The 19585-nt window shown below is 72.1% G+C and carries 17 protein-coding genes; 7 read left to right on the top strand and 10 right to left on the bottom strand.

Translation table 11 applies throughout. The features are described 5' to 3' along the window. Positions 1 to 6 precede the first annotated feature (6 nt). The 3 genes from AB0Q96_RS15180 to AB0Q96_RS15170 all read right to left on the bottom strand — a co-directional run bounded on the left by AB0Q96_RS15180 (position 7) and on the right by AB0Q96_RS15170 (position 4468). Positions 7 to 1869 (bottom strand): ATP-binding SpoIIE family protein phosphatase, encoded by a 1863-nt coding sequence (locus AB0Q96_RS15180; RefSeq protein ID WP_365325476.1) that lies wholly within the window; start codon positions 1867 to 1869, stop codon positions 7 to 9. Positions 1870 to 2217: 348 nt separating this feature from the next. Next, complete coding sequence (locus tag AB0Q96_RS15175) at positions 2218 to 2883, bottom strand: DUF402 domain-containing protein (RefSeq protein ID WP_365325475.1); 666 nt, start codon at positions 2881 to 2883, stop codon at positions 2218 to 2220. A gap of 184 nt (positions 2884 to 3067) precedes the next feature. Beyond that, positions 3068 to 4468 (bottom strand): class II fumarate hydratase, encoded by a 1401-nt coding sequence (locus AB0Q96_RS15170; RefSeq protein ID WP_365325473.1) that lies wholly within the window; start codon positions 4466 to 4468, stop codon positions 3068 to 3070. A gap of 143 nt (positions 4469 to 4611) precedes the next feature. Here AB0Q96_RS15170 and AB0Q96_RS15165 point away from each other — a divergent pair, with 143 nt between their 5' ends. Together AB0Q96_RS15165 and AB0Q96_RS15160 are read left to right on the top strand one after the other, a co-directional pair. Beyond that, entirely contained in the window at positions 4612 to 6168 is a 1557-nt protein-coding gene (locus AB0Q96_RS15165; RefSeq protein WP_365325471.1) for a ricin-type beta-trefoil lectin domain protein, read from the top strand. A gap of 207 nt (positions 6169 to 6375) precedes the next feature. Next, positions 6376 to 6879 carry a dirigent protein gene (locus tag AB0Q96_RS15160; protein ID WP_365325469.1) on the top strand — a complete coding sequence of 168 codons (504 nt, stop codon included), beginning with the start codon at positions 6376 to 6378 and terminating at the stop codon, positions 6877 to 6879. Between the two features lie 25 nt (positions 6880 to 6904). Here the strand turns inward: AB0Q96_RS15160 and AB0Q96_RS15155 are convergent, their stop codons facing one another. Then, positions 6905 to 7537, bottom strand: coding sequence for an HAD family acid phosphatase (locus tag AB0Q96_RS15155; protein WP_365325467.1), 633 nt, complete (start codon positions 7535 to 7537; stop codon positions 6905 to 6907). A gap of 207 nt (positions 7538 to 7744) precedes the next feature. Beyond that, entirely contained in the window at positions 7745 to 9415 is a 1671-nt protein-coding gene (locus AB0Q96_RS15150) for a fumarate hydratase (protein ID WP_365325466.1), read from the bottom strand. A gap of 220 nt (positions 9416 to 9635) precedes the next feature. Between AB0Q96_RS15150 and AB0Q96_RS15145 the strand changes: the two genes are divergently transcribed. Both AB0Q96_RS15145 and AB0Q96_RS15140 read left to right on the top strand, forming a co-directional pair. Next, complete coding sequence (locus tag AB0Q96_RS15145; RefSeq protein ID WP_365325464.1) at positions 9636 to 10346, top strand: DUF1707 domain-containing protein; 711 nt, start codon at positions 9636 to 9638, stop codon at positions 10344 to 10346. 407 nt (positions 10347 to 10753) lie between these two features. Then, on the top strand, positions 10754 to 11122 hold the full coding sequence (locus AB0Q96_RS15140; protein ID WP_365325462.1) for a WhiB family transcriptional regulator: 369 nt from the start codon (positions 10754 to 10756) through the stop codon (positions 11120 to 11122). Positions 11123 to 11230: 108 nt separating this feature from the next. On the opposite strand, the gene glpX is transcribed toward AB0Q96_RS15140, so the two are convergent. Next, positions 11231 to 12262, bottom strand: coding sequence for a class II fructose-bisphosphatase (glpX, locus tag AB0Q96_RS15135; RefSeq protein WP_365325460.1), 1032 nt, complete (start codon positions 12260 to 12262; stop codon positions 11231 to 11233). A gap of 117 nt (positions 12263 to 12379) precedes the next feature. Between glpX and AB0Q96_RS15130 the strand changes: the two genes are divergently transcribed. Further along, positions 12380 to 12913, top strand: a complete 534-nt coding sequence (locus tag AB0Q96_RS15130) for a DUF4245 domain-containing protein (RefSeq protein ID WP_365325458.1) — start codon at positions 12380 to 12382, stop codon at positions 12911 to 12913. A 108-nt stretch (positions 12914 to 13021) separates the two neighbouring features. Here AB0Q96_RS15130 and AB0Q96_RS15125 read toward each other — a convergent pair whose 3' ends face one another. The 4 genes from AB0Q96_RS15125 to AB0Q96_RS15110 form a co-directional block, all read right to left on the bottom strand. Next, positions 13022 to 13615 carry a malonic semialdehyde reductase gene (locus AB0Q96_RS15125; protein WP_365325456.1) on the bottom strand — a complete coding sequence of 198 codons (594 nt, stop codon included), beginning with the start codon at positions 13613 to 13615 and terminating at the stop codon, positions 13022 to 13024. Between the two features lie 133 nt (positions 13616 to 13748). Continuing rightward, positions 13749 to 14006 carry an exodeoxyribonuclease VII small subunit gene (locus AB0Q96_RS15120; RefSeq protein WP_365325454.1) on the bottom strand — a complete coding sequence of 86 codons (258 nt, stop codon included), beginning with the start codon at positions 14004 to 14006 and terminating at the stop codon, positions 13749 to 13751. 644 nt (positions 14007 to 14650) lie between these two features. Beyond that, the gene (xseA, locus tag AB0Q96_RS15115; protein WP_365325453.1) at positions 14651 to 15862 is read right to left on the bottom strand and encodes an exodeoxyribonuclease VII large subunit; all 1212 of its coding nucleotides are present in this window, start codon (positions 15860 to 15862) and stop codon (positions 14651 to 14653) included. Between the two features lie 232 nt (positions 15863 to 16094). After that, a complete protein-coding gene (locus tag AB0Q96_RS15110; RefSeq protein ID WP_365325452.1) occupies positions 16095 to 17462 on the bottom strand; it encodes an APC family permease in 1368 nt (455 codons plus the stop codon). 54 nt (positions 17463 to 17516) lie between these two features. On the opposite strand from AB0Q96_RS15110, the gene AB0Q96_RS15105 reads away from it, so the two are divergent. Both AB0Q96_RS15105 and ppgK read left to right on the top strand, forming a co-directional pair. After that, positions 17517 to 18536, top strand: a complete 1020-nt coding sequence (locus AB0Q96_RS15105) for a 4-hydroxy-3-methylbut-2-enyl diphosphate reductase (RefSeq protein ID WP_365325450.1) — start codon at positions 17517 to 17519, stop codon at positions 18534 to 18536. Positions 18537 to 18566: 30 nt separating this feature from the next. Then, positions 18567 to 19313: a polyphosphate--glucose phosphotransferase gene (gene ppgK, locus AB0Q96_RS15100; protein WP_365325448.1), complete on the top strand. Its 747-nt coding sequence runs from the start codon at positions 18567 to 18569 to the stop codon at positions 19311 to 19313. The last annotated feature ends 272 nt before the right edge of the window (positions 19314 to 19585 follow it).

Below are 19585 nucleotides of genomic sequence, written 5' to 3'. Positions count from 1 at the left end.
GCCGGGTCAGCGCGTGGCCAGCTCGAACCAGACCACCTTGCCGCCGGAGAGCCGGGTCGCGCCCCACCGCCGGGCCAGCCGGTTCACCAGGAACAGGCCGCGCCCGCCCTCGTCGGTGTCCCGGGCCCGCCGCTGCCGGGGCAGCTGCGGCGAGTCGTCGCCCACCTCGCAGCGCAGCACGTCGGTACGGAGCAGGCGCAGCGTCACCGGACGCTCCGCGTACCGCACCGCGTTGGTCACCACCTCGCTGATGAGCAGCTCCACCGAGTCCGAGAGCTCCTCCAGACCCCAGCGCTCCAGGGCCCGCCGGGCGAGCCGCCGGGCCCGGCCCGGGGCCGCGTCCTCCGGTTCCAGGAACCAGTACGCCACGTCGCTCGGCGCGATCCCGTCGAAGCGGGCCGCGAGCAGCGCGATGTCGTCGTCCCGGTCGCCCGGACCCAGCATGTCGAGCACGTCGTCGCAGAGCGCCTCCAACGGAGGCGAGTGGTCGGGGCCGGTGAGCTGGGCGGTCGCCGCGAGCCGCTCCCGCAGCTGCTCGATCCCGGTCCACACGTCCCGCAGCCGGGACTCCACCAGGCCGTCCGTGTACAGCAGCAGCGTGGCCCCGGCCGGCGCGTCCAGCTCCACCGCCTCGAAGTCCACCCCGCCGACGCCGATCGGCGCGCCCGGCGGCACCCGGAGCACCTCGGCCCGGCCGCCCAGGTGCAGCAGTATGGGCGGCGGGTGGCCCGCGTTGGCGATGGTGATCCGGTGCGAGACCGGGTCGTACACCGCGTACATGCAGGTGGCCATCCGGTTCTCGCCGAGCCGCTGGGCCTGCTCGTCCAGGTGGTGCAGCACCTCCTGCGGGGGCAGGTCAAGCCCGGCCAGGGTCTGCGCCGTCGTGCGCAGCTGGCCCATGATCGCCGCCGAGGTCATGGAGTGGCCCATGACGTCGCCGACGACCAGCGCCACCCGGCTGCCGGGCAGCGGGATCGCGTCGTACCAGTCGCCGCCCACCCGGGCCGTCTCGGCCGCCGGCAGGTAGCGCGAGGCGAGGCGTACGCCGGTCGGCTGCGGCAGCGAGTCCGGCAGCATGGTGCGCTGGAGCTCGTCCGCGATGTACGCCTCACGCCCGTACAGCACGGCCTTGTCGATGCCGAGCGCCGTGTGGGTCGCCAGCTGGGCGGCCACCAGCAGGTCGTTCGGCTCGAAGCCGCCGCGCTCGGGGCGGCGCAGGAACACGGCCGCGCCGATCACGCGGCGCCGGCCGCGCAGCGGCGCGAGTATGGCCCGGTGCCCGCCGGGCACCGGGTGGTCCGGACCGAGGAGCTCCGGCAGCGCCGCCCGGGCCGCCGCGGAGTCGCCGGGCACCGGCCGCACCCCGCGCAGCACCTCGGCCAGCGCGCTGCCCGAGCGGACCTCGCACAGCTCGGCCGCGGGGGTCGGGTCCGGGTCGGGGACGAGGACCAGCTCCTCGCCCTCCAGGTCCGTTAAGCGCAGCCGGTCGGTGCGGCGCAGCCGCAGCACGAAGGGCTCCGCCGGGCGCTCGTCGCCCACCGGCAGCGGGTCGCGGAGGTAGACGAGGATCGCGTCGGAGAAGGTCGGCACGGTCGCCCGGCACAGACCGAGGACGATCTCGTCCAGGTCGAGGCCGCGCGCGATCCGCCGGGTCGCGGCGCCCACGAACCGCAGCCGGTCGCCCTCGCGCCGGGCCGCGGCGGCACCGTCCGCGCCGTTGCCGCTGCCGCCGCCGGGGGAGGGTGCGGGCACCGCGACGGCGGCCGCTGCCGCCGCCGTCGCCGCCGTCTCCTGACGGGGGCGAGCGCTTTCCTGCGGCCGGGCGGCCATCGCCTTGCGGCCTTCGTGGGAGGTGGGATGCTCCGTCACGCCTGGGATTCCGTCCGTCCGGGCCGGTGGTGCGCTGCACTCGCTCTTCTCGCCGATGCCGCGCCTTCGGCAGGGCTAAACCCTCGGCGCGCGGTGGATGTGAACGCCGTGCGGGAAGGGGTGGCGAAGGGGGTGCGGACACCCGGGCGCACGTCGGGCACTGCTCTCCCCCTCATGAGGACCTCATGGATGACTTGTGGTCAGTTCCTGCGCCGTGCTGAGTGATTGACGTCCCGTTCGGGTGGGGCGTCGGATGGTGCTTCGGGCGGTACTGCGGGTAGGACGCCGATGATCGACTGCTTGCGGAGGACGATCCTACGGTTGCACCCGGGGGGCGCATCAAGGGTCTCATGGCACCGTGTGCGCCGGGGTGCGATCCCAGTCGGCCGGCAGCGGGGGCACGGGCCATGCGGGGTCCGGGCGCCAGTCCTCCCAGCCGTCGCGGAACGGTGCTCCCCAGGAGCGGATCAGTTCGACGGCGGAACGGCCCGCCGCCTTGACGCGCGCGGCTTGCGCCGGGTCCATCAGACCGGCCCGCTGGGCCTGGGCGAACTCGTCCTCGTCCCGCCACAGCCAGCTGCGGTCGGGGTAGACGGAGATGTCGAGGAAGTGGTCCTCGGAGTCGACGCCGCCGGACCAACGGGTCCGGGGCTCCTCCAGGTTCACGTACCAGCTGCGGAAGCGCCAGCCCCGCTCCCAGAACAGCCAGACGGACCACGGCTCCTTCGGCGCGGCCAGCTTGAGGACGCCGGTGCCGAACCAGTGCGCCCGTACGGTGGTGCGCGGCGCCGTGTACCGGGTGGCCAGCGGCTCCTCGTGCACGGGGGTGCCGTCGGTCAGGACCGGCTTGACGCATTCGGTGCCCGGCGCCATCCACACCGCGAGCAGCTCCGGGGTGTCCCGCACGACGGTCACCGGGCGGCAGATGTGCACGTCGCCGGTGCCGTTGTCGCGGTAGCGCCAGAGGATGTGATCCCCAGGCGCCCAGTGCTGGGGGCGGCCGGATCCTGTCATGCGCAGATCTTAGGGGCGCGCCCCCGGCACCGCTGCGGCGAAGGTCACGGAAGGGCCGGCCGTAGGCGAGAACGGGTCAGCGGCGGGCCCCGCGGCCCACCGGGGCGGGGCCGGGGGGCCTCAGGGACCGTACGGGGGCGGCTCGGGCACGGTCAGGGGCGAGCCGCGGGCGGGTCAGGGGCGGTCAGGGGCGGGTCATGCGCAGGACGTCGAGGGCCTCGTCGAGCTGCTCCAGGGTGAGGTCGCCCCGCTCCACGTACCCGGAGTCCAGGACCACTTCGCGGATGGTCCTGCGCTCGGCCAGCGACTTCTTGGCGACCTTGGCGGCCTCCTCGTAGCCGATGTACTTGTTCAGCGGGGTGACCACCGACGGCGAGGACTCGGCGTACTCGCGGGCCCGCTCCACGTTGGCGGTGATGCCGTCGACGGTGCGGTCGGCGAGCAGCCGGGAGGCGTTGGCGAGCAGCCGGACCGACTCCAGGAGGTTCTTGGCCATCACCGGGAGCATGACGTTGAGCTCGAAGTTCCCGGCCGCGCCCGCGACCGCCACCGTGGTGTCGTTTCCGGTCACCTGGGCGGCGACCATCAGGACCGCCTCGGGGATCACCGGGTTCACCTTGCCCGGCATGATCGACGAGCCGGGCTGGAGGTCCGGCAGGTTGATCTCGGCGAGCCCGGTACGCGGTCCCGAGGACATCCAGCGCAGATCGTTGGCGATCTTCGTGAGGGAGACCGCGATGGTCCTGAGCTGGCCGGACGTCTCCACCAGGCCGTCCCGTGCGCCCTGGGCCTCGAAGTGGTCGCGGGCCTCGGTGAGCGGCAGTCCGGTGGCCCGGGCGACCTCGGCGATGACGGCGGCCGAGAAGCCGGGCGGGGTGTTGATGCCGGTGCCCACGGCCGTGCCGCCCAGGGGGAGTTCGGCGAGCCGGGGGAGTGCGGAGCGCAGCCGCTCCACGCCGTACCTCACCTGGGCCGCGTAGCCGCCGAACTCCTGGCCCAGGGTCACCGGGGTGGCGTCCATGAGATGGGTGCGGCCGGACTTCACGACCTCCGCGAATTCGGCCGATTTCCGCTCCAGGGACTCCGCCAGACGGGCGAGTGCCGGGATCAGGTCGTGGGTGACGGCGGCGGTGGCGGCGATGTGGATCGAGGACGGGAAGACGTCGTTGGAGGACTGCGAGGCGTTGACGTGGTCGTTGGGGTGCACCTCCCGGCCCTCCGGCAGGCGCTCGCCGGCGAGGGTGGCGAGCACCTCGTTGGTGTTCATGTTCGACGAGGTGCCGGAGCCGGTCTGGAAGACGTCCACGGGGAACTGCTCGTCCCAGCGCCCCTCGGCGACCTCCTCCGCCGCCTCCTGGATCGCCTCCGCGACCTCCTGGTCGAGCACGCCGAGTTCGGCGTTGACCTTGGCGGCGGCGGCCTTGATCCGGGCCAGCGCCGCGATGTGGGCGCGCTCCAGCCGCTGGCCGCTGACCGGGAAGTTCTCCACCGCGCGCTGGGTCTGGGCCCGCCACTTCGCGTGGGCGGGGACGCGGACCTCGCCCATGGAGTCGTGCTCGATCCGGTAACCGGCTTCGTCGTTCATCTTCGTCATCCTCCTGGCTGCGCTGGTCGGGGGTGACCTCCCGAACCCCCGCGAAAAACATGAGCACTTGTCTTGTTCGACGTATTCCCAAGACGCTTACCGGCCAGTAAAAACCGTGGGTAACCCCACTTCCAGGAGGCGCAATGAGGCGCACCAGGTACAGACTCCGCTGGCCGATCGCGGCCGTCGCCGCTGCGGCGGCGGCCCTCGGCAGCATGACGGCCGCCACGCCCGCCGGCGCGGCCGACACGAGCAACACGAGCAATACGAGTAACACGGCCAACACGGTCCAGATCGCCTCCGTACCGCTCCCGCCGGAGCTGGAGGCCGTCCGGGCCGCCGAGGCGACGAAGATCTACGGCAGCCCGGAGGAGCGCCCGCTCGCCCAGCGCAAGTCCGGTCTCATCTCCCTCGGCGACAGCGAGATCTCCGGCGAGGGCGTCGGCAACTACGAGTCGCCGACCAACGGCCCCAGCAACTGGTGCCACCGCTCGCCCGACGCCGCCATCCACCGCACCGGGATCCCCGCGGACCTCACGTTCAACGTGGCCTGCTCCGGCGCGTACACCGGCAACATCCGCATCGGCGGCGCGAAGCAGTACGCGGACGAGCTCGTCCAGAGCGACAACCTGGCCGTCAAGGCGCGCAACACCCGCATCAAGATGGTGCTCCTGGTCGCCGGAGCCAACGACGACCTCCAGTTCGGCCCCGTCATGACCGACTGCGTCCAGCGCTATCTGCTCCTCCAGGGCGCCTGCGAGCCCAAGTACGCCCCCGGCTGGCAGTCCCGTGTCGACGGGCTCGTCCCCAAGGTCGAGCAGACCGTCCGCGACCTGCGGACCGTCATGCGCGACGCCGGGTACGCAGACGCCGACTACAAGCTGGTCCTGATGGGCTACCCGAGCCCCATCGGACCGGACTTCGGCGACAACCCGAACTTCCCCGGCAAGCTGGCCTGCGGCGGCCTCGGCTACGACTCCGACACCAAGTGGGGCCGCAACACCGCCGTCCCGGCCTTCGAGCGCGGCATGCGCAAGGCCGCGGCCGACACCGGCGCCGTCTTCCTGGACAACTCGCGGCTCTTCCACGGCCATGAGGTCTGCATGGAGGACACCTGGGCCCGGGGCCTCTACATCGACCTCTCCAAGCCCGGCACCCCGGACGAGAACTCCGTCCGCCAGTCCTTCCACCCCAACTACCGGGGCCACGGCGCCTTCGCGTCCTGCCTGACCCAGATCTACGGCTCCGGCCTGCGCGAGGCGAGCTGCGCGGACGTCGACTCCAGCGGCACCCCGACGCTCTTCCCGCTGGCCTGGGACGACGCGTACAAGCCGCTGACCAACGCGGCCACCGGCAACTGCCTGGACGTCAACGCGTCCGAGTCGGCCAACGGCACCGCGGTGCTCGGCTGGGACTGCCACGGCGGCAAGAACCAGACCTGGTGGTACGACTCCGCCCGCCGCACCGTCCACACCGGGCTCACCCAGGACCGCTGCCTGGACGTCCCCGGCGCGAACTACTCGGCCGGCGCCGCGCTCATCGTGTGGAACTGCCACGGCGGCGCCAACCAGAAGTTCGTCCGTGACGGCGACACCGTGCGCCCGGCCGCGGCGACCGGCCTGTGCCTGACCCAGGGCGCGGCGAAGGAGGCGATCCGGCTGCAGAACTGCACCGGCTCGGCCAACCAGCGCTTCGTCTGACCGGCGCTTCGTTTGACCCGCGCTCGTTCCGGCCGGGGCCTCGTCCGACCCGAGCCCGTCCGACCCGCGCGTACGCGAGCAGGGCCCCGGCCACCGAGAGGGGTGGCCGGGGCCCCGCGCGTTTCGCCCGAGTGGGCGAATCCGTGGCGTCCGTCGGACAATGTGAAGCGGGCTCGGGGAGAACAGCCACCTCGCGGGAGGCAGCACATGATCCGCAGCTCCAGGAGGATGGGCGCGCTCGGCGTCTGCACGGTCGCCGTCCTCGCCCTCGGTCCGGTCGCCCCGGCCTCGGCCGACACCGTCGACGGCTTCGAGTTCACCCTGTACGCCAAGCAGGTCGCCGGGCCGTCTCCGGGCGCGAGCATGCCGGCGCCCAAGGTGGGGGACACCATGGCCTTCGCCGACGACCTCTACAAGACCAAGGACGACGGCGGCGACAAGGTCGGCCGGGACGGCGTCGTCTGCGCCGTGGTGCGCACCGGGGACCCGATGGACCTCCAGTGCGTGGGCACCGTCGTGCTGAACGGCGGCCCCGGCGGGACGCTCGCGCTGCAGACCCTCGCCGCCGTCGACCCCAACGACCAGGCGCCGCCCGCCCTGGACATCGCGATCACCGGTGGCACCGGCGACTTCAAGAACGCGCGCGGCTGGGTCCGCTCCACCCCGGACGGCGACTGGTCGAAGATGGACTTCCACGTCGCCACCCGCTGAGGCCCGCCCGGCGGCGGGACGCCCGCTAGGACAACTTGCCGCCGTAGTCCGGCAGCTTGAACGTGCGCTCGGCGTGGCCGCCGACCAGGTCGGTCGTGTTGTTGCCGATGTTCGCGATGATCGTGTAGCCCTTCGCCTCGATCTCCGCGCGCTTCTCCGTCTTGTACGCGCTGACCTCGGCGAACAGATCGGGCAGGGACCGCACGTACAGCCCGTCGACCGGGTAGCCGGCCCGCTTCAGGTTCCAGTCGGTGAGGGACTGGACGATGCCCGGCCGGGCCGTCACGAAGAAGACGGCGACCCCCCGCTCGTGGGCGTCCCGGACCAGCGCCCGGACGTCGGCGATCGCGGGGGTCGGCAGCTCCCAGAAGGGGTGGAAGTCCGTCTCCAGGGAGGAGTTGTCGATGTCGAGGACGATCGCCTGCTTCTCGCGGCCGGCGTCCGCGGTCCGCTCCTCGATGTAGGGGCGCGCCTCGGCCACCACGGCGGCCACGTCGCGGCGCCAGGTCGTGTAGTCGACGTGCTTGACGGCGGCGGTCGACGTCAGGTGGGTGTCCGGGTCCGCCGCGGAGGCGGCGGGCGCGACGCCGACGACGAGGAAGGCGGTGGTCAGGGCGACGGCGGCGGTGGCCGAGGCCGTGGTCTTGGCGGAGGGCATGGGGGCTCCCGAGGGGTCGACCGGCTCAATGGTTGACATGCTCGCGGCCAATACTGACCAGTAAGTGACGCCAGGGCTACCGGTCGGTAGCCACTTTCTGAGCGGAGACCGACGAGGGACCCGCGGCAGCCCCCCCCCGGGAACGACGACGCCCCCCGGTCCTCCAGGACCGAGGGGCGCCGTGCCGTGCCGGGGGAGGCGCGGAGGTCAGCCGAGACCCGGGCCGCGCACCGGGATGTGCGTGAAGGTCGGCTCCGGCGCCGGGTTCTGGAAGAAGTCGTTGCCCTTGTCGTCCACCACGATGAACGCCGGGAAGTCCTCGACCTCGATCTTCCAGACCGCCTCCATGCCGAGCTCCTCGTACTCGACGACCTCGACCTTCTTGATGCAGTCCTGCGCGAGCCGCGCCGCCGGGCCGCCGATCGAGCCCAGGTAGAAGCCGCCGTGCGCGCCGCACGCGTCCGTGACCTGCTTGCTCCGGTTGCCCTTGGCCAGCATGACCTTCGAGCCGCCCGCCGCCTGGAACTGCTCCACGTACGAGTCCATCCGGCCGGCCGTCGTCGGACCGAAGGAGCCGGAGGCGTAGCCCTCGGGGGTCTTCGCCGGGCCCGCGTAGTACACCGGGTGGTCCTTCAGGTACTGCGGCATCTCCTCGCCCGCGTCGAGCCGCTCCTTGATCTTGGCGTGCGCGATGTCGCGCGCCACGACCAGCGGGCCGTTCAGCGAGAGGCGGGTCTTCACCGGGTACTTGGTCAGCTCGGCGAGGATCTCGTCCATCGGCTGGTTCAGGTCGATCGTGACGACGTCGCTCTCCTCGGAGAGGTGCTCGTCGGTCGTCTCCGGCAGGAAGCGCGCCGGGTCGGTCTCCAGCTGCTCCAGGAAGACGCCCTCGGCGGTGATCTTCGCGACCGCCTGGCGGTCGGCCGAGCAGGACACGGCGATGGCGACGGGCAGCGAGGCGCCGTGCCGGGGGAGCCGGACCACGCGCACGTCGTGGCAGAAGTACTTGCCGCCGAACTGCGCGCCGATGCCGATCTTCTGCGTCAGCTCGAAGACCTTCTCCTCCAGCTCCTTGTCCCGGAAACCGTGGCCCGTGGCGGCGTCGCCCTCGGTGGGCAGCTCGTCCAGGTAGTGCGCGGAGGCGTACTTGGCCGTCTTCAGCGCGAACTCGGCGCTCGTGCCGCCGACCACGATCGCCAGGTGGTACGGCGGGCAGGCGGCCGTACCGAGCGAACGGATCTTCTCCTCCAGGAACTTCATCATGCTCGCCTCGTTGAGGACGGCCTTCGTCTCCTGGTAGAGGAAGGACTTGTTGGCGGAGCCGCCGCCCTTGGCCATGAAGAGGAACTTGTACGCGCCGCCGTCGGTCGCGTACAGCTCGATCTGCGCGGGCAGGTTCGAGCCGGTGTTCTTCTCCTCCCACATGGTCACCGGGGCCATCTGCGAGTAGCGCAGGTTCAGCTTGGTGTACGCGTCGAAGACGCCCTTGGACAGCGCCTCCTCGTCACGGCCCGAGGTCAGGACGTTCTGGCCGCGCTTGCCCATCACGATCGCGGTGCCGGTGTCCTGGCACATGGGCAGGACACCCGCGGCGGCGATGTTCGCGTTCTTCAGGAGGTCGAGCGCGACGAACTTGTCGTTGCCCGACGCCTCCGGGTCGTCGATGATCTTCCGCAGCTGGGCCAGGTGGGCCGGGCGCAGGAAGTGCTGGATGTCGTGGACGGCCTCGGCGGCCAGCCGGCGCAGGGCCTCCGGCTCGACCTTGAGGAACGTACGGCCGTCGGCCTCGAAGGTGGAGACACCGTCGGCGGTCACCAGGCGGTAGGGCGTGGTGTCCTCTCCCAGGGGGAGCAGATCGGAGTACGCAAACTCAGGCATGACGGCGGCCATTCCTCACTCGGCAGACAGCTGCGCCGCCTCCGTTGGCGGCGCGCCCTCCAGCGTATGACGCGGGCGCGGCGCGGATCCTGTGAGGTAAGGCTCACTAGCCGCCCGGACCACTCCACGATGGCGCGTTCCGGACCCTCGGGGCGCCTTGTCCACAGGACACGGCTCCCTCCCCTGGTCGCGATCTATCGCGTTTCGCTAGGCTGAGGCCGTGGACCTCGAAAAGCAGCCCCAGCAGCCGGTCGCTCCCGCCGAGCCCGCCCCCGCGCCCCGGCCCGCCTACGCGGATCCGGAAGGGTCGCTGCGGGCCTCGGACGCCGACCGGGACCGGATCGCGGACATCCTCAGGGACGCCCTCGCCGAGGGACGGATCGACGCCGAGGAGCACTCGGACCGCATCGACTCCGTCTACCGCGCCAAGACCGTGGGCGAGCTGGAGCCACTGGTGCGCGACCTGCCCGCGGCCCGGTCCGGGTCCGCGCCGGCCGCCGCCCCGCTGTACGGCCCCGAGGAGACGGACGGCCCCGCCGACAACCTGATCGCGGTCTTCTCCAGCACCACCCGCAAGGGCCGCTGGCGGGTCGGCCGCAAGACCAACGCCTTCTCGCTCTTCGGCAACATCGAGATCGACCTGACCGAGGCGATCTTCGCCCAGCGCCTCACCACCATCAACGCCACCTCGATCTTCGGCAACGTGGAGGTCCGCGTCCCGGAGAACATCAGCCTGCGCGGCAGCGGCACCGGCATCTTCGGCAACTTCGAGGTCGTGACCCTGGAGAGCGTCGACCCGCAGGCCCCCCTCGTGGTCGTCAACGGCTACGCCGTCTTCGGCAACGTCGAGGCCAAGCCCAAGCGCGGCAAGTGGATCACCGACCTGCAGAGCCGCGTCCAGGACAAGCTGCGCAAGCACCTCGACGGCTGACGGCGGGGGTTCACGAGGGCTGACGACGGGGGCCCTGACGGCTGGACGCGGGGGTCCCCGGCGGCTGACGACGAGGGTCCCCGGCGGCTGACGCGGGCGGCCCTCGACGGCTGCTGACCGGGTTCCGCTCCGAGGCGGTCTCGGGGCTTCCGCCGGGCTTTCGCGGGGCTTCCGCCGGGCTTTCGCGGGGCTTCCGCCGGGCTTTCGCGGGGCTTCCGCGGGCCTTCCGTTCCTCGACGGTCTCAGGGCTTCCGCAGGTTCCCCCGTGCCGCGATCCCGGGTGACCGGAATTCGTCGCCCGGTGTCCGCGCTGCGGAACTCGGGGGCACGCAGTGCATAGGCACGCGCACAGCGGGTAGGGCTGGTGCATCGTCGCTCGCTCGCGAAGCCGTCGTCAGGAGTAGACCGTGCTGCCCATGCCGCATCAGCCCCTCCAGGTCGCCGCCGTGCCGTCCCAGCGGGTCCCCGCTCGGGAGGACGAGGCCGGCCCCTGGCACGCGGAGGCGGTGTGCCGCCGGGACGAGGCGGGACTGTTCTTCGCCCCGTCCAAGGAACCCACCGCCGCCCGGCTCTCCCGCGAGGAGGCCGCCAAGCGGGTCTGCGCCCGCTGTCCCGTGATGGTCGCGTGCCGCGAGCACGCACTGCTCCAGCCCGAGCCGTACGGGGTGTGGGGCGGGCTCACCGCCGCCGAGCGCCGTGTCGTCCTCGCCCGGCGCCGCCGCCGCGAGGTCGAGCTCAGGAAGGCCGCCACCGAGGGCATCGCGCAGGCCGGCTGACGGGTCCGTCGCCCGTACGGGAAGGGGCGCCCCCACCGCACATGGGGGCGCCCCTCTTCGTACCGTCGTCGCGTCGGCCGTCGCGGCCGGCGGCCGTCCGGCCGCGTGCTACTTCGCGCGGTCGAAGTCGATCTTGCTGTACGCGCGCAGCTTCGAGAGCCGGTGCGTGGAGTCGATCTGGCGGATCGTGCCGGACTTCGAGCGCATGACGAGCGACTGGGTGGTCGCCGTCTCGGCGCGGTAGCGCACCCCGCGCAGGATCTCGCCGTCGGTGATGCCGGTGGCGACGAAGAAGACGTTCTCGCCGGAGACCAGGTCGTTCGTGGAGAGCACCCGGTCCAGGTCGTGGCCGGCGTCGAGGGCCTTCTGGCGCTCGGCCTCGTCCTTGGGCCACAGCTTGCCCTGGATGACGCCGCCGAGGCACTTTATGGCGCAGGCGGAGATGATGCCCTCGGGGGTGCCGCCGATGCCCATGAGCATGTCGACGCCGGTGCCCTCGCGGACGGCCATGATCGAACCGGCGACGTCGCCGTCCGAGATGAACTTGATCCGGGCGCCGGTCTCGCGGATCTCCTTGACGATGCCCTCGTGCCGCGGGCGGTCCAGGATGACGACCGTGATGTCCTCGGGGGAGGAGTTCTTGGCCTTGGCGACCCGGCGGATGTTGACCGAGACGGGGGCGTTGATGTCGACGAAGTCGGCGGCCTCGGGGCCGGTGACCAGCTTGTCCATGTAGAAGACCGCGGACGGGTCGAACATGGTGCCGCGGTCGGCGGCGGCCAGCACGGCGATGGCGTTCGGCATGCCCTTGGCGTTCAGGGTGGTGCCGTCGATCGGGTCGACCGCGATGTCGACCTCGGCGCCGGTGCCGTCGCCGACCCGCTCGCCGTTGAACAGCATCGGGGCTTCGTCCTTCTCGCCCTCGCCGATGACGACGACGCCGTTCATCGAGACGGTGGAGATCAGGGTCCGCATGGCGTTCACCGCGGCGCCGTCCGCGCCGATCTTGTCACCGCGGCCGACCCAGCGGCCGGCGGCCATGGCGGCCGCCTCGGTGACACGGACCAGTTCGAGGGCGAGGTTGCGGTCGGGGGCCTCGGGAGAGACCTCCAGTTCGGGCGGGAGGTGGTGCTCGGTCATCGGAGCGCACCTTTCTGTACGGCGACGGCCGGATAAAAGAGGGTGCTGCGACTCTATCGTCAGGTCGACAAAATGAGCAGAGGGGCCCACGTATGAGCACAACACCATGATGCGACCATGGGGGGCGTGGCAGGTATGCGAGGCAGGCAGACGGTACGAGGGATGTTCCAGTCCCTCGGGGTGATCATGGTCGCGGCGGGCGTGATGTATCTCTTCATCCCGCACGACGACAAGGCGGACCCGGTCCCGACGAAGGACTACCGGGTCGAGCTCCTGACGGCCCAGCGGGCGGCGCCGTACCCGGTGCTGGCCCCCCAGGGCCTCGGTGACGACTGGCGCGCGACGGTCGTTTCGTACAAGCGGGAGAACCACGACGCGTGGCAGCTCGGCTTCCTGGACCCGGACACCCAGTACGTGGCGATCCACCAGTCGACCGAGGAGGCGCGCAAGTACGTGCCCGACGTCACGCAGCAGGCGAAGAACTCCGGCAGGACGCAGACGGTCGCCGGGAAGGTCTGGCAGCGCTGGGAGGGCCCGCGGTACGACGCCCTGGTGCGGACCGAGAACGGCGCGACGACCGTCGTGACCGGCACCGCGTCGTTCGACCGCCTCGCGCAGATGGCGGGCGCGTTGCAGGGCAAGAAGGCATAGCCGCGCCGGTACCGGACGCGGACAGCGGACGGCGGACAGCGGACATACGAAGAGAACCCCCCGGGCGCTGGGCGCCCGGGGGGTTCTCGTTGTCCGGATCCGAAGGGATCAGACGGTGGTGATGACGTCCTCGATGGCGAGGCGCGGCTGGCGCGGGAACGGGGAGGCGTCCTCGCCCGGCTTGCCGATGTTGATGACCATCAGCGGGCTGTGGTCGGCGTCCAGGAACTCCTTCTGGACACCGGCGAAGTCGAGACCGGTCATCGGGCCGGCGGCCAGGCCGGCGGCGCGGACGCCGATGATGAAGTACGCGGCCTGCAGGGCGCCGTTCAGCAGAGCGGACTGCTCGCGGACCGGACGCTCGGAGAAGAAGAGGTCCTTGGCCTGCGGGAAGTGCGGCATCAGGGCCGGGAGCTCCTCGTGGAACTCGTTGTCCGCGGAGAGGATCGCGACCAGCGGGGCGGCGGCGGTCTTGGGCTGGTTGCCCTCGGACATGTGCTTCACCAGGCGCTCGCGGGCCTCGGGGGAGCGGACCAGCGTGATGCGCAGCGGCGTCTGGTTGAAGGCGGTGGGGCCGTACTTGACCAGGTCGTAGATCGCCTGGACCTGCTCCTCGGTCACCGGCTCGTCGGTGAACGTGTTGGCGGTGCGGGCCTCACGGAAGAGGAGGTCCTGGGCGGTGGGGTCAAGGGCGAGAGACATGCTGCGTACCTTCCGGGGTGTACGGGGCTATGGCTCGACAGTACGCCCAAGGTAGGTGAAACTTCAACAATCCTATCCGGATAGTGATCCGCTTCACAGGTCGAGTCTACATCGACGCCTCCGCGACCGATGCCTACTCGTCCCCGGAGCCGTCGGCACCCGCCGGGGACCCCTCCGGCCGCTCCGCGGCGAGCGAGGCGTCCAGACGGGCGCGAGCCCCCTCCAGCCAATGCCGGCACACCTTCGCCAGCTCCTCGCCACGCTCCCAGAGCGCCAGGGACTCCTCCAGCGTCGTACCGCCCGCCTCCAGCCGCCGCACGACCTCGATGAGCTCGTCGCGCGCCTGTTCGTAGCCGAGTGCAGTCTCTTCCGCGCCCGTACGTGCCACCATGCCAACCACCCTTGTCTGTCAGATCCTTGACGTTCTTCTGTACTTCCCGACACTTCTCTGACCCTCCGGGGAGGGCGGGGCCGGTCCGGAGCGGCCGGTTCGGAGCGGCCGGGGCCGGTCCGGGGGAGGCCGGACGACATCCGGTCGAGCCGGAGCGAGCGGGGGTGCGGTCCGGTCGAGCCGGACGGCATCCGGGCTCGCTCGGACGGCATCCAGCCGTGCCCGGGACGGGATCCCGTCGGGCCCGGCACGGTATCCCGTCGAGCCTGGACGACATCTGGTCGAGCCGGAGTGCCGTCCCCCCTTGAGCCCGGATGCGGTCCGGTTGAGCCGGCGTGCCGTCCCCCAGGCCCTGAGGCGGTCCGGCCGCGTCGGGAGGCGGTCCGGGTGCCTTCGAGCATGGTCCGGCCGAGGCAGGTGCGCTCCGGATCGGGCCGGGGTGCGCTCCGGATCGGGTCCGGGTGCGCTCCGGCCGGGGCCGGATGCGGTCCCGCCGGTCCGGATGCACGCCGTCGGCGGACGGGTGCGGTCCGGCTGCCGACGAGGGCGTTCCGGTCGCGTCGGGAAACGTTCCGGCCGCGTCGGGAAACGCTCCGGTCGCCCGCGTACGCGCTCCGGGCGCCGCACGGAGCGCTCCGGCCGGCTCAGGGTGCCGTCCGGCGCACCGAGAACTCGCCCGCGGCCACCCGGGCCCGCAGCTCCTCGTCCACCGCCACCTCCGCCGGGTCCCGGACCACCGACCCGTCCGCCCGCTGCAGCACCGCGTACCCCCGCTCCATCGTCGCCGCCGGCGACAGCGCACGGACCCGGGCCCGCGTGTGCGACAACTCCGACTCGGCCCGGTCCAGCAGATGCCCGAAGGTCCGCCGGCCCCGCGCGAGCAGCGCCCCGACCTCGTCCTCGCGGACCTCCACCATCCGCTGCGGGTGCTCCATCACCGGCCGCGCCAGCGCGTGCGCGAGCCCCCGCTCCTCCCGGTCCAGCAGCCCCCGCAGGGACCGCAGCGCCCGGTCCCGCAGGCCCTGCACCCGGTCCAGCTCCTCGCCCACGTCCGGCACCACCTTCTTGGCGGCGTCCGTCGGCGTCGACGCCCGCAGGTCCGCGACCAGGTCCAGCAGCGGCGAGTCCGGTTCGTGCCCGATCGCCGACACCACCGGCGTACGGCACTCGGCCACCGCCCGGACCAGCTGCTCGTCCGAGAACGGCAGCAGATCCTCGACGCTGCCACCGCCCCGCGCCACGATGATCACGTCCACGCCCTCGTGCGCGTCCAGCTCCCGCACCGCCGCCACCACCTGGGGGACGGCCTTCACGCCCTGCACCGCCACGTTCCGCACCTCGAAGCGCACGGCGGGCCAGCGCCGCCGCGCGTTCTCCAGCACGTCCCGCTCGGCCGCCGAGGCCCGCCCGACCACCAGACCCACCAACTGCGGCAGGAACGGCAGCGGCTTCTTCCGGTCCAGGGCGAACAGCCCCTCCGCGCCCAGGCTCCGCTTCAGCTGCTCCAGCCGGGCCAGCAGCTCGCCGATCCCGACCGGCTTGATCTCCACCGCCCGCAGCGACAGCTGCCCGCGCGGCGCGTACCACTCCGGCTTCGCGTGCACCACGACCCGGGCGCCCTCCGAGACGACGTCGGCGACGGCGTCGAAGACCTGCCGGTAACAGGTGACGTTGATCGAGATGTCGTACGAGGGATCCCGCAGCGTCAGGAACACGACGCCGGCCCCCGGCCGCCGCGACAACTGCGTGATCTGCCCCTCGACCCAGATCGCCCCCAGCCGGTCGATCCACCCCCCGATGAGCCGGGAGACCTCCCCGACGGGCAGCGGCGCTTCCGCGGACGTGTTCAGACCCATGAGCCGAGCGTAACGGGGAGGTCGGACAGACGGGCCGCGTGCCGTGCGGCCGCCCCGTGCGGCCCGTCCCCGCGCGCGCACCGCCCCACTCTCGTACCCCCGCATCCTCCGTACCCCGTCGCCCACCCCGCCGGTACGGCGCCGACCGGCACGGCGCGGCGTCGATCGGCACGGCGTCGTACGGCACTACGCCCGCCGGCACCCCACGCCCGCCCCGCCGAGCCCCGCCCCGTCACACACCCCGCCGCGGCCCCTGCACCGCCAGCACCACCAGGCCGACACCCAGCCAGATCACGCCCACCACCTGCGCCGCCGGCGACGCCTCCACGATCACCGCGATCAGGATCGCGGCGCCCAGCAACGGCGCCACCACATGCCGGAACCAGTGCGGCGGCCCCTCCATGCGCCGCACCGCGAACCAGCCGATCACGCTCGCGTGCAACAGCACGAACGCCGTCAGCGCGCCCACGTCCACGACCGACACCAGATGGTCCAGCCCGTCGTCCCGCCGCGCCGCCCACACCGCGGCGATCATCGTCACCGTCGCCGACACCAGCAGCGCCACCCGCGGCACCCCCGCGTCCGTACGCGCCAACACGTGCGGCAACCGCCGGTCGCGGCCCATCGCGAACAGCAGCCGCCCGCCCGCCGCCTGCCCGGCCAGCGCCGCGAACGCCGCCCCGATCGCCTTCGACACCGCCACCAGATCGTGCAGCCAGTCGCCGACGGCCGCGTCCACCGCGTCGTAGAAGGCCGAACCCTGCGCCGCCGGATCCGCCGCCAGCTCCTTGGACGAGAGCGGTTCGAGCAGCGCGATCAGCCAGGTCTGCGCCACGAACAGCACACCGGCGAGCGCCAGACAGAACAGCACCGCCCGCGCCACCTTCGCCGACCCCCCGGTCACCTCCTCCGCGAAGGAGGCGATCGCGTCGAACCCCAGGTACGACAGGACCGCCACCGACACCGCCCCCAGCACCGCCGCCGCCGAGAACCCGGCGTCACCCGTGAGCGGCGACCACCAGTCGCGCTGCGCCCCGTCCCGTACGAGCACGACCACCGCCGAGACCACGAAGACCAGCAGGACCACGATCTCCATGGCCAGCACCGCGAAGCCGACCCGGGCCGCCGCCCGCACCCCCCACAGGTTGAGCACGGTCGTCACGACGACCGCGATCGCCGTCCACACCCAGCGGTCCACCTCCGGGACCAGCGCCTCCATGGCGATCCCCGCGAACAGGTACGCGACGGCCGGGATCAGCAGGTAGTCGAGCATCGCCATCCACCCGGCGATGAACCCCGGCCCCTCCCCGAGCCCCTTCCGCGCATACGCGAACACGGACCCGGCCTGCGGCGCGACCCGCACCATCTGCGCGTAACTCAGCGCCGTGAACGCCATGGCGACGGTCGCCACCAGGTACACCAGTGCGACCGCGCCGTGTGATTTCGCGTCGAGTGTGCCGAAGACGCCGACCGGCGCCATCGGGGCGATGAACAGCAGTCCGTACACGACGAGATCGCGGAACCCGAGGTTCCTGCGCAGCCCCGTGTGCTCCGCGACCTGCGCTTCCTCCCCTGCCTGCCCCCGCGCGTCCTCAGCCATGGCGCCAGTCTCGGCCACCGCACCGCTCCAAACGCTGACCGACGCGGCCTTACGATGGGACGCATGACTGCAACGCCCGCGTCGACGCCCGCGACGAACCGCCCGAAGCGTGTCCTGCTCGCCGCTCCCCGCGGCTACTGCGCGGGTGTGGACCGTGCCGTGATCGCCGTGGAGAAGGCCCTGGAGCAGTACGGGGCCCCGATCTACGTCCGCCACGAGATCGTCCACAACAAGTACGTCGTGCAGACCCTGGAGCGGAAGGGCGCGATCTTCGTCGACCAGGCGACCGAGGTGCCGCCGGGCAACATCGTGATGTTCTCCGCGCACGGCGTCGCCCCCACCGTCCACGAGGAGGCCCGCCAGGGCCGGCTCGCCACCATCGACGCCACCTGCCCGCTGGTGACGAAGGTGCACAAGGAAGCCGTCCGCTTCGCCAACGAGGACTTCGACATCCTCCTCATCGGCCACGAGGGCCACGAGGAGGTCATCGGCACCTCCGGCGAGGCCCCCGACCACATCCAGCTCGTCGACGGCCCCGAGGACGTCGCCAAGGTCGAGGTCCGCGACCCCTCCCGGGTCGTCTGGCTCTCCCAGACCACGCTCTCGGTCGACGAGACCATGGAGACGGTGGACGCGCTGAAGGAGAAGTTCCCGCAGCTGATCTCGCCGCCCTCCGACGACATCTGCTACGCCACGCAGAACCGCCAGATCGCGATCAAGGAGCTCGCCGGCCAGGCCGAGCTCGTCATCGTCGTCGGCTCCAAGAACTCCTCGAACTCCATCCGCATGGTCGAGGTCGCCAAGCAGTCCGGCGCCCCCGCCGCGTACCTCGTCGACTTCGCCAGCGAGATCGACGAGGCCTGGCTGGAGGGCGTCACCAGCGTCGGCCTCTCCTCCGGCGCCTCCGTCCCCGACGTCCTGGTCCAGGAAGTCCTGGAGTGGCTGTCCGAGCGCGGCTACGCCGACGTGGAGATCGTCAAGACGGCCGACGAGTCGCTGACCTTCTCGCTCCCCAAGGAGCTGCGCAACAAGGACCTGCGCGCCGCGGCGGCGGCCCTGCTCGAAAACGAGTGACGCAGGGCTCCGGCCCGTAACGTTGGGTCCATGAACGTCTTCGGAGTGGACATCGGCGGCTCGGGCATCAAGGGAGCCCCCGTCGACCTGGACCGCGGCGACCTGACCGAGCCGCGCCACAAGGTACTGACCCCGCAGCCCGCCACGCCCGACGACGTGGCGGGCTGCGTCGCGGAGGTCGTGGCGCACTTCGGCTGGCAGGGCCCGGTCGGCGTCACCTTCCCCGGCGTGGTGACCGGCTCCACCATCCGCACGGCGGCCAACGTGGACAAGTCCTGGATCGGCGTCGACGCGGGCAGGCTGCTCGGCGACCGGCTCGGCGGGCTCCCGGTCACGGTCCTCAACGACGCCGACGCCGCCGGCATCGCCGAGATGTCCTTCGGCGCCGGCCGCGGCCGCCAGGGCACCGTCATCCTCCTCACCCTCGGCACCGGCATCGGCTCCGCCGTCTTCGTCGACGGCCGGCTCGTCCCCAACACCGAGCTCGGCCACCTGGAGCTCAAGGGCCACGACGCCGAGAAGCGCGCCTCGTCGAAGGCCCGCGAGGACGAGGACCTCACCTGGGAGCACTGGGCCACGCGACGGGTGCAGAAGTACCTGGCGCACGTGGAGATGCTGTTCTCGCCGGAACTCTTCATCATCGGCGGCGGCGTCAGCCGCAAGGCCGACAAGTTCCTGCCGCTGATCGAGGGCATCAAGGCGGAGATCGTCCCGGCGGAGCTGCAGAACAACGCGGGGATCGTGGGGGCGGGGATGGCGGCGGGCTCGACCGGCTGACCGCCGCCTGGGCTGATCGCCGCCTGGGCTGGCTTCCGTCCGGGGTGGCCTCCGCGCGGGGTGGCCTCCGTCCGGGCTGACCACCGCCCGGGTCGGCCACCGCGCGGGTTGGCCGCTGTCCAGCCTGGCCTCCGCCTGGCCTCCGTCCGGCCTGGCCGCCCTCCGGTGGTCCGACGGGGGCCGGTACCTCCGCGGGGGCAGGGGTGTCCGGACTGCGACCTTCACTTCGCTTCGCTCGTTACGGGCGCCGCCACGTCCGGACACCCCTGCCC

This window comes from Streptomyces sp. NPDC093111 (assembly GCF_040683955.1).
GTDB lineage: Bacteria > Actinomycetota > Actinomycetes > Streptomycetales > Streptomycetaceae > Streptomyces.
Note: the sequence above shows the minus strand (reverse complement) of the source record. Positions and strands in the feature narration are given on the sequence as shown.

What these genes read in the sequence shown, in the direction of transcription:
- AB0Q96_RS15175 (WP_365325475.1), bottom strand. Translation starts at nt 2,883, where the DNA reads ATGACAGGATCCGGCCGCCCCCAGCACTGGGCGCCTGGGGATCACATC.
- AB0Q96_RS15170 (WP_365325473.1), bottom strand. Translation starts at nt 4,468, where the DNA reads ATGAACGACGAAGCCGGTTACCGGATCGAGCACGACTCCATGGGCGAG.
- AB0Q96_RS15165 (WP_365325471.1), top strand. Translation starts at nt 4,612, where the DNA reads ATGAGGCGCACCAGGTACAGACTCCGCTGGCCGATCGCGGCCGTCGCC.
- AB0Q96_RS15160 (WP_365325469.1), top strand. Translation starts at nt 6,376, where the DNA reads ATGATCCGCAGCTCCAGGAGGATGGGCGCGCTCGGCGTCTGCACGGTC.
- AB0Q96_RS15155 (WP_365325467.1), bottom strand. Translation starts at nt 7,537, where the DNA reads ATGCCCTCCGCCAAGACCACGGCCTCGGCCACCGCCGCCGTCGCCCTG.
- AB0Q96_RS15150 (WP_365325466.1), bottom strand. Translation starts at nt 9,415, where the DNA reads ATGCCTGAGTTTGCGTACTCCGATCTGCTCCCCCTGGGAGAGGACACC.
- glpX (WP_365325460.1), bottom strand. Translation starts at nt 12,262, where the DNA reads ATGACCGAGCACCACCTCCCGCCCGAACTGGAGGTCTCTCCCGAGGCC.
- AB0Q96_RS15130 (WP_365325458.1), top strand. Translation starts at nt 12,380, where the DNA reads ATGGGGGGCGTGGCAGGTATGCGAGGCAGGCAGACGGTACGAGGGATG.
- AB0Q96_RS15125 (WP_365325456.1), bottom strand. Translation starts at nt 13,615, where the DNA reads ATGTCTCTCGCCCTTGACCCCACCGCCCAGGACCTCCTCTTCCGTGAG.
- AB0Q96_RS15120 (WP_365325454.1), bottom strand. Translation starts at nt 14,006, where the DNA reads ATGGTGGCACGTACGGGCGCGGAAGAGACTGCACTCGGCTACGAACAG.
- xseA (WP_365325453.1), bottom strand. Translation starts at nt 15,862, where the DNA reads ATGGGTCTGAACACGTCCGCGGAAGCGCCGCTGCCCGTCGGGGAGGTC.
- AB0Q96_RS15110 (WP_365325452.1), bottom strand. Translation starts at nt 17,462, where the DNA reads ATGGCTGAGGACGCGCGGGGGCAGGCAGGGGAGGAAGCGCAGGTCGCG.
- AB0Q96_RS15105 (WP_365325450.1), top strand. Translation starts at nt 17,517, where the DNA reads ATGGGACGCATGACTGCAACGCCCGCGTCGACGCCCGCGACGAACCGC.
- ppgK (WP_365325448.1), top strand. Translation starts at nt 18,567, where the DNA reads ATGAACGTCTTCGGAGTGGACATCGGCGGCTCGGGCATCAAGGGAGCC.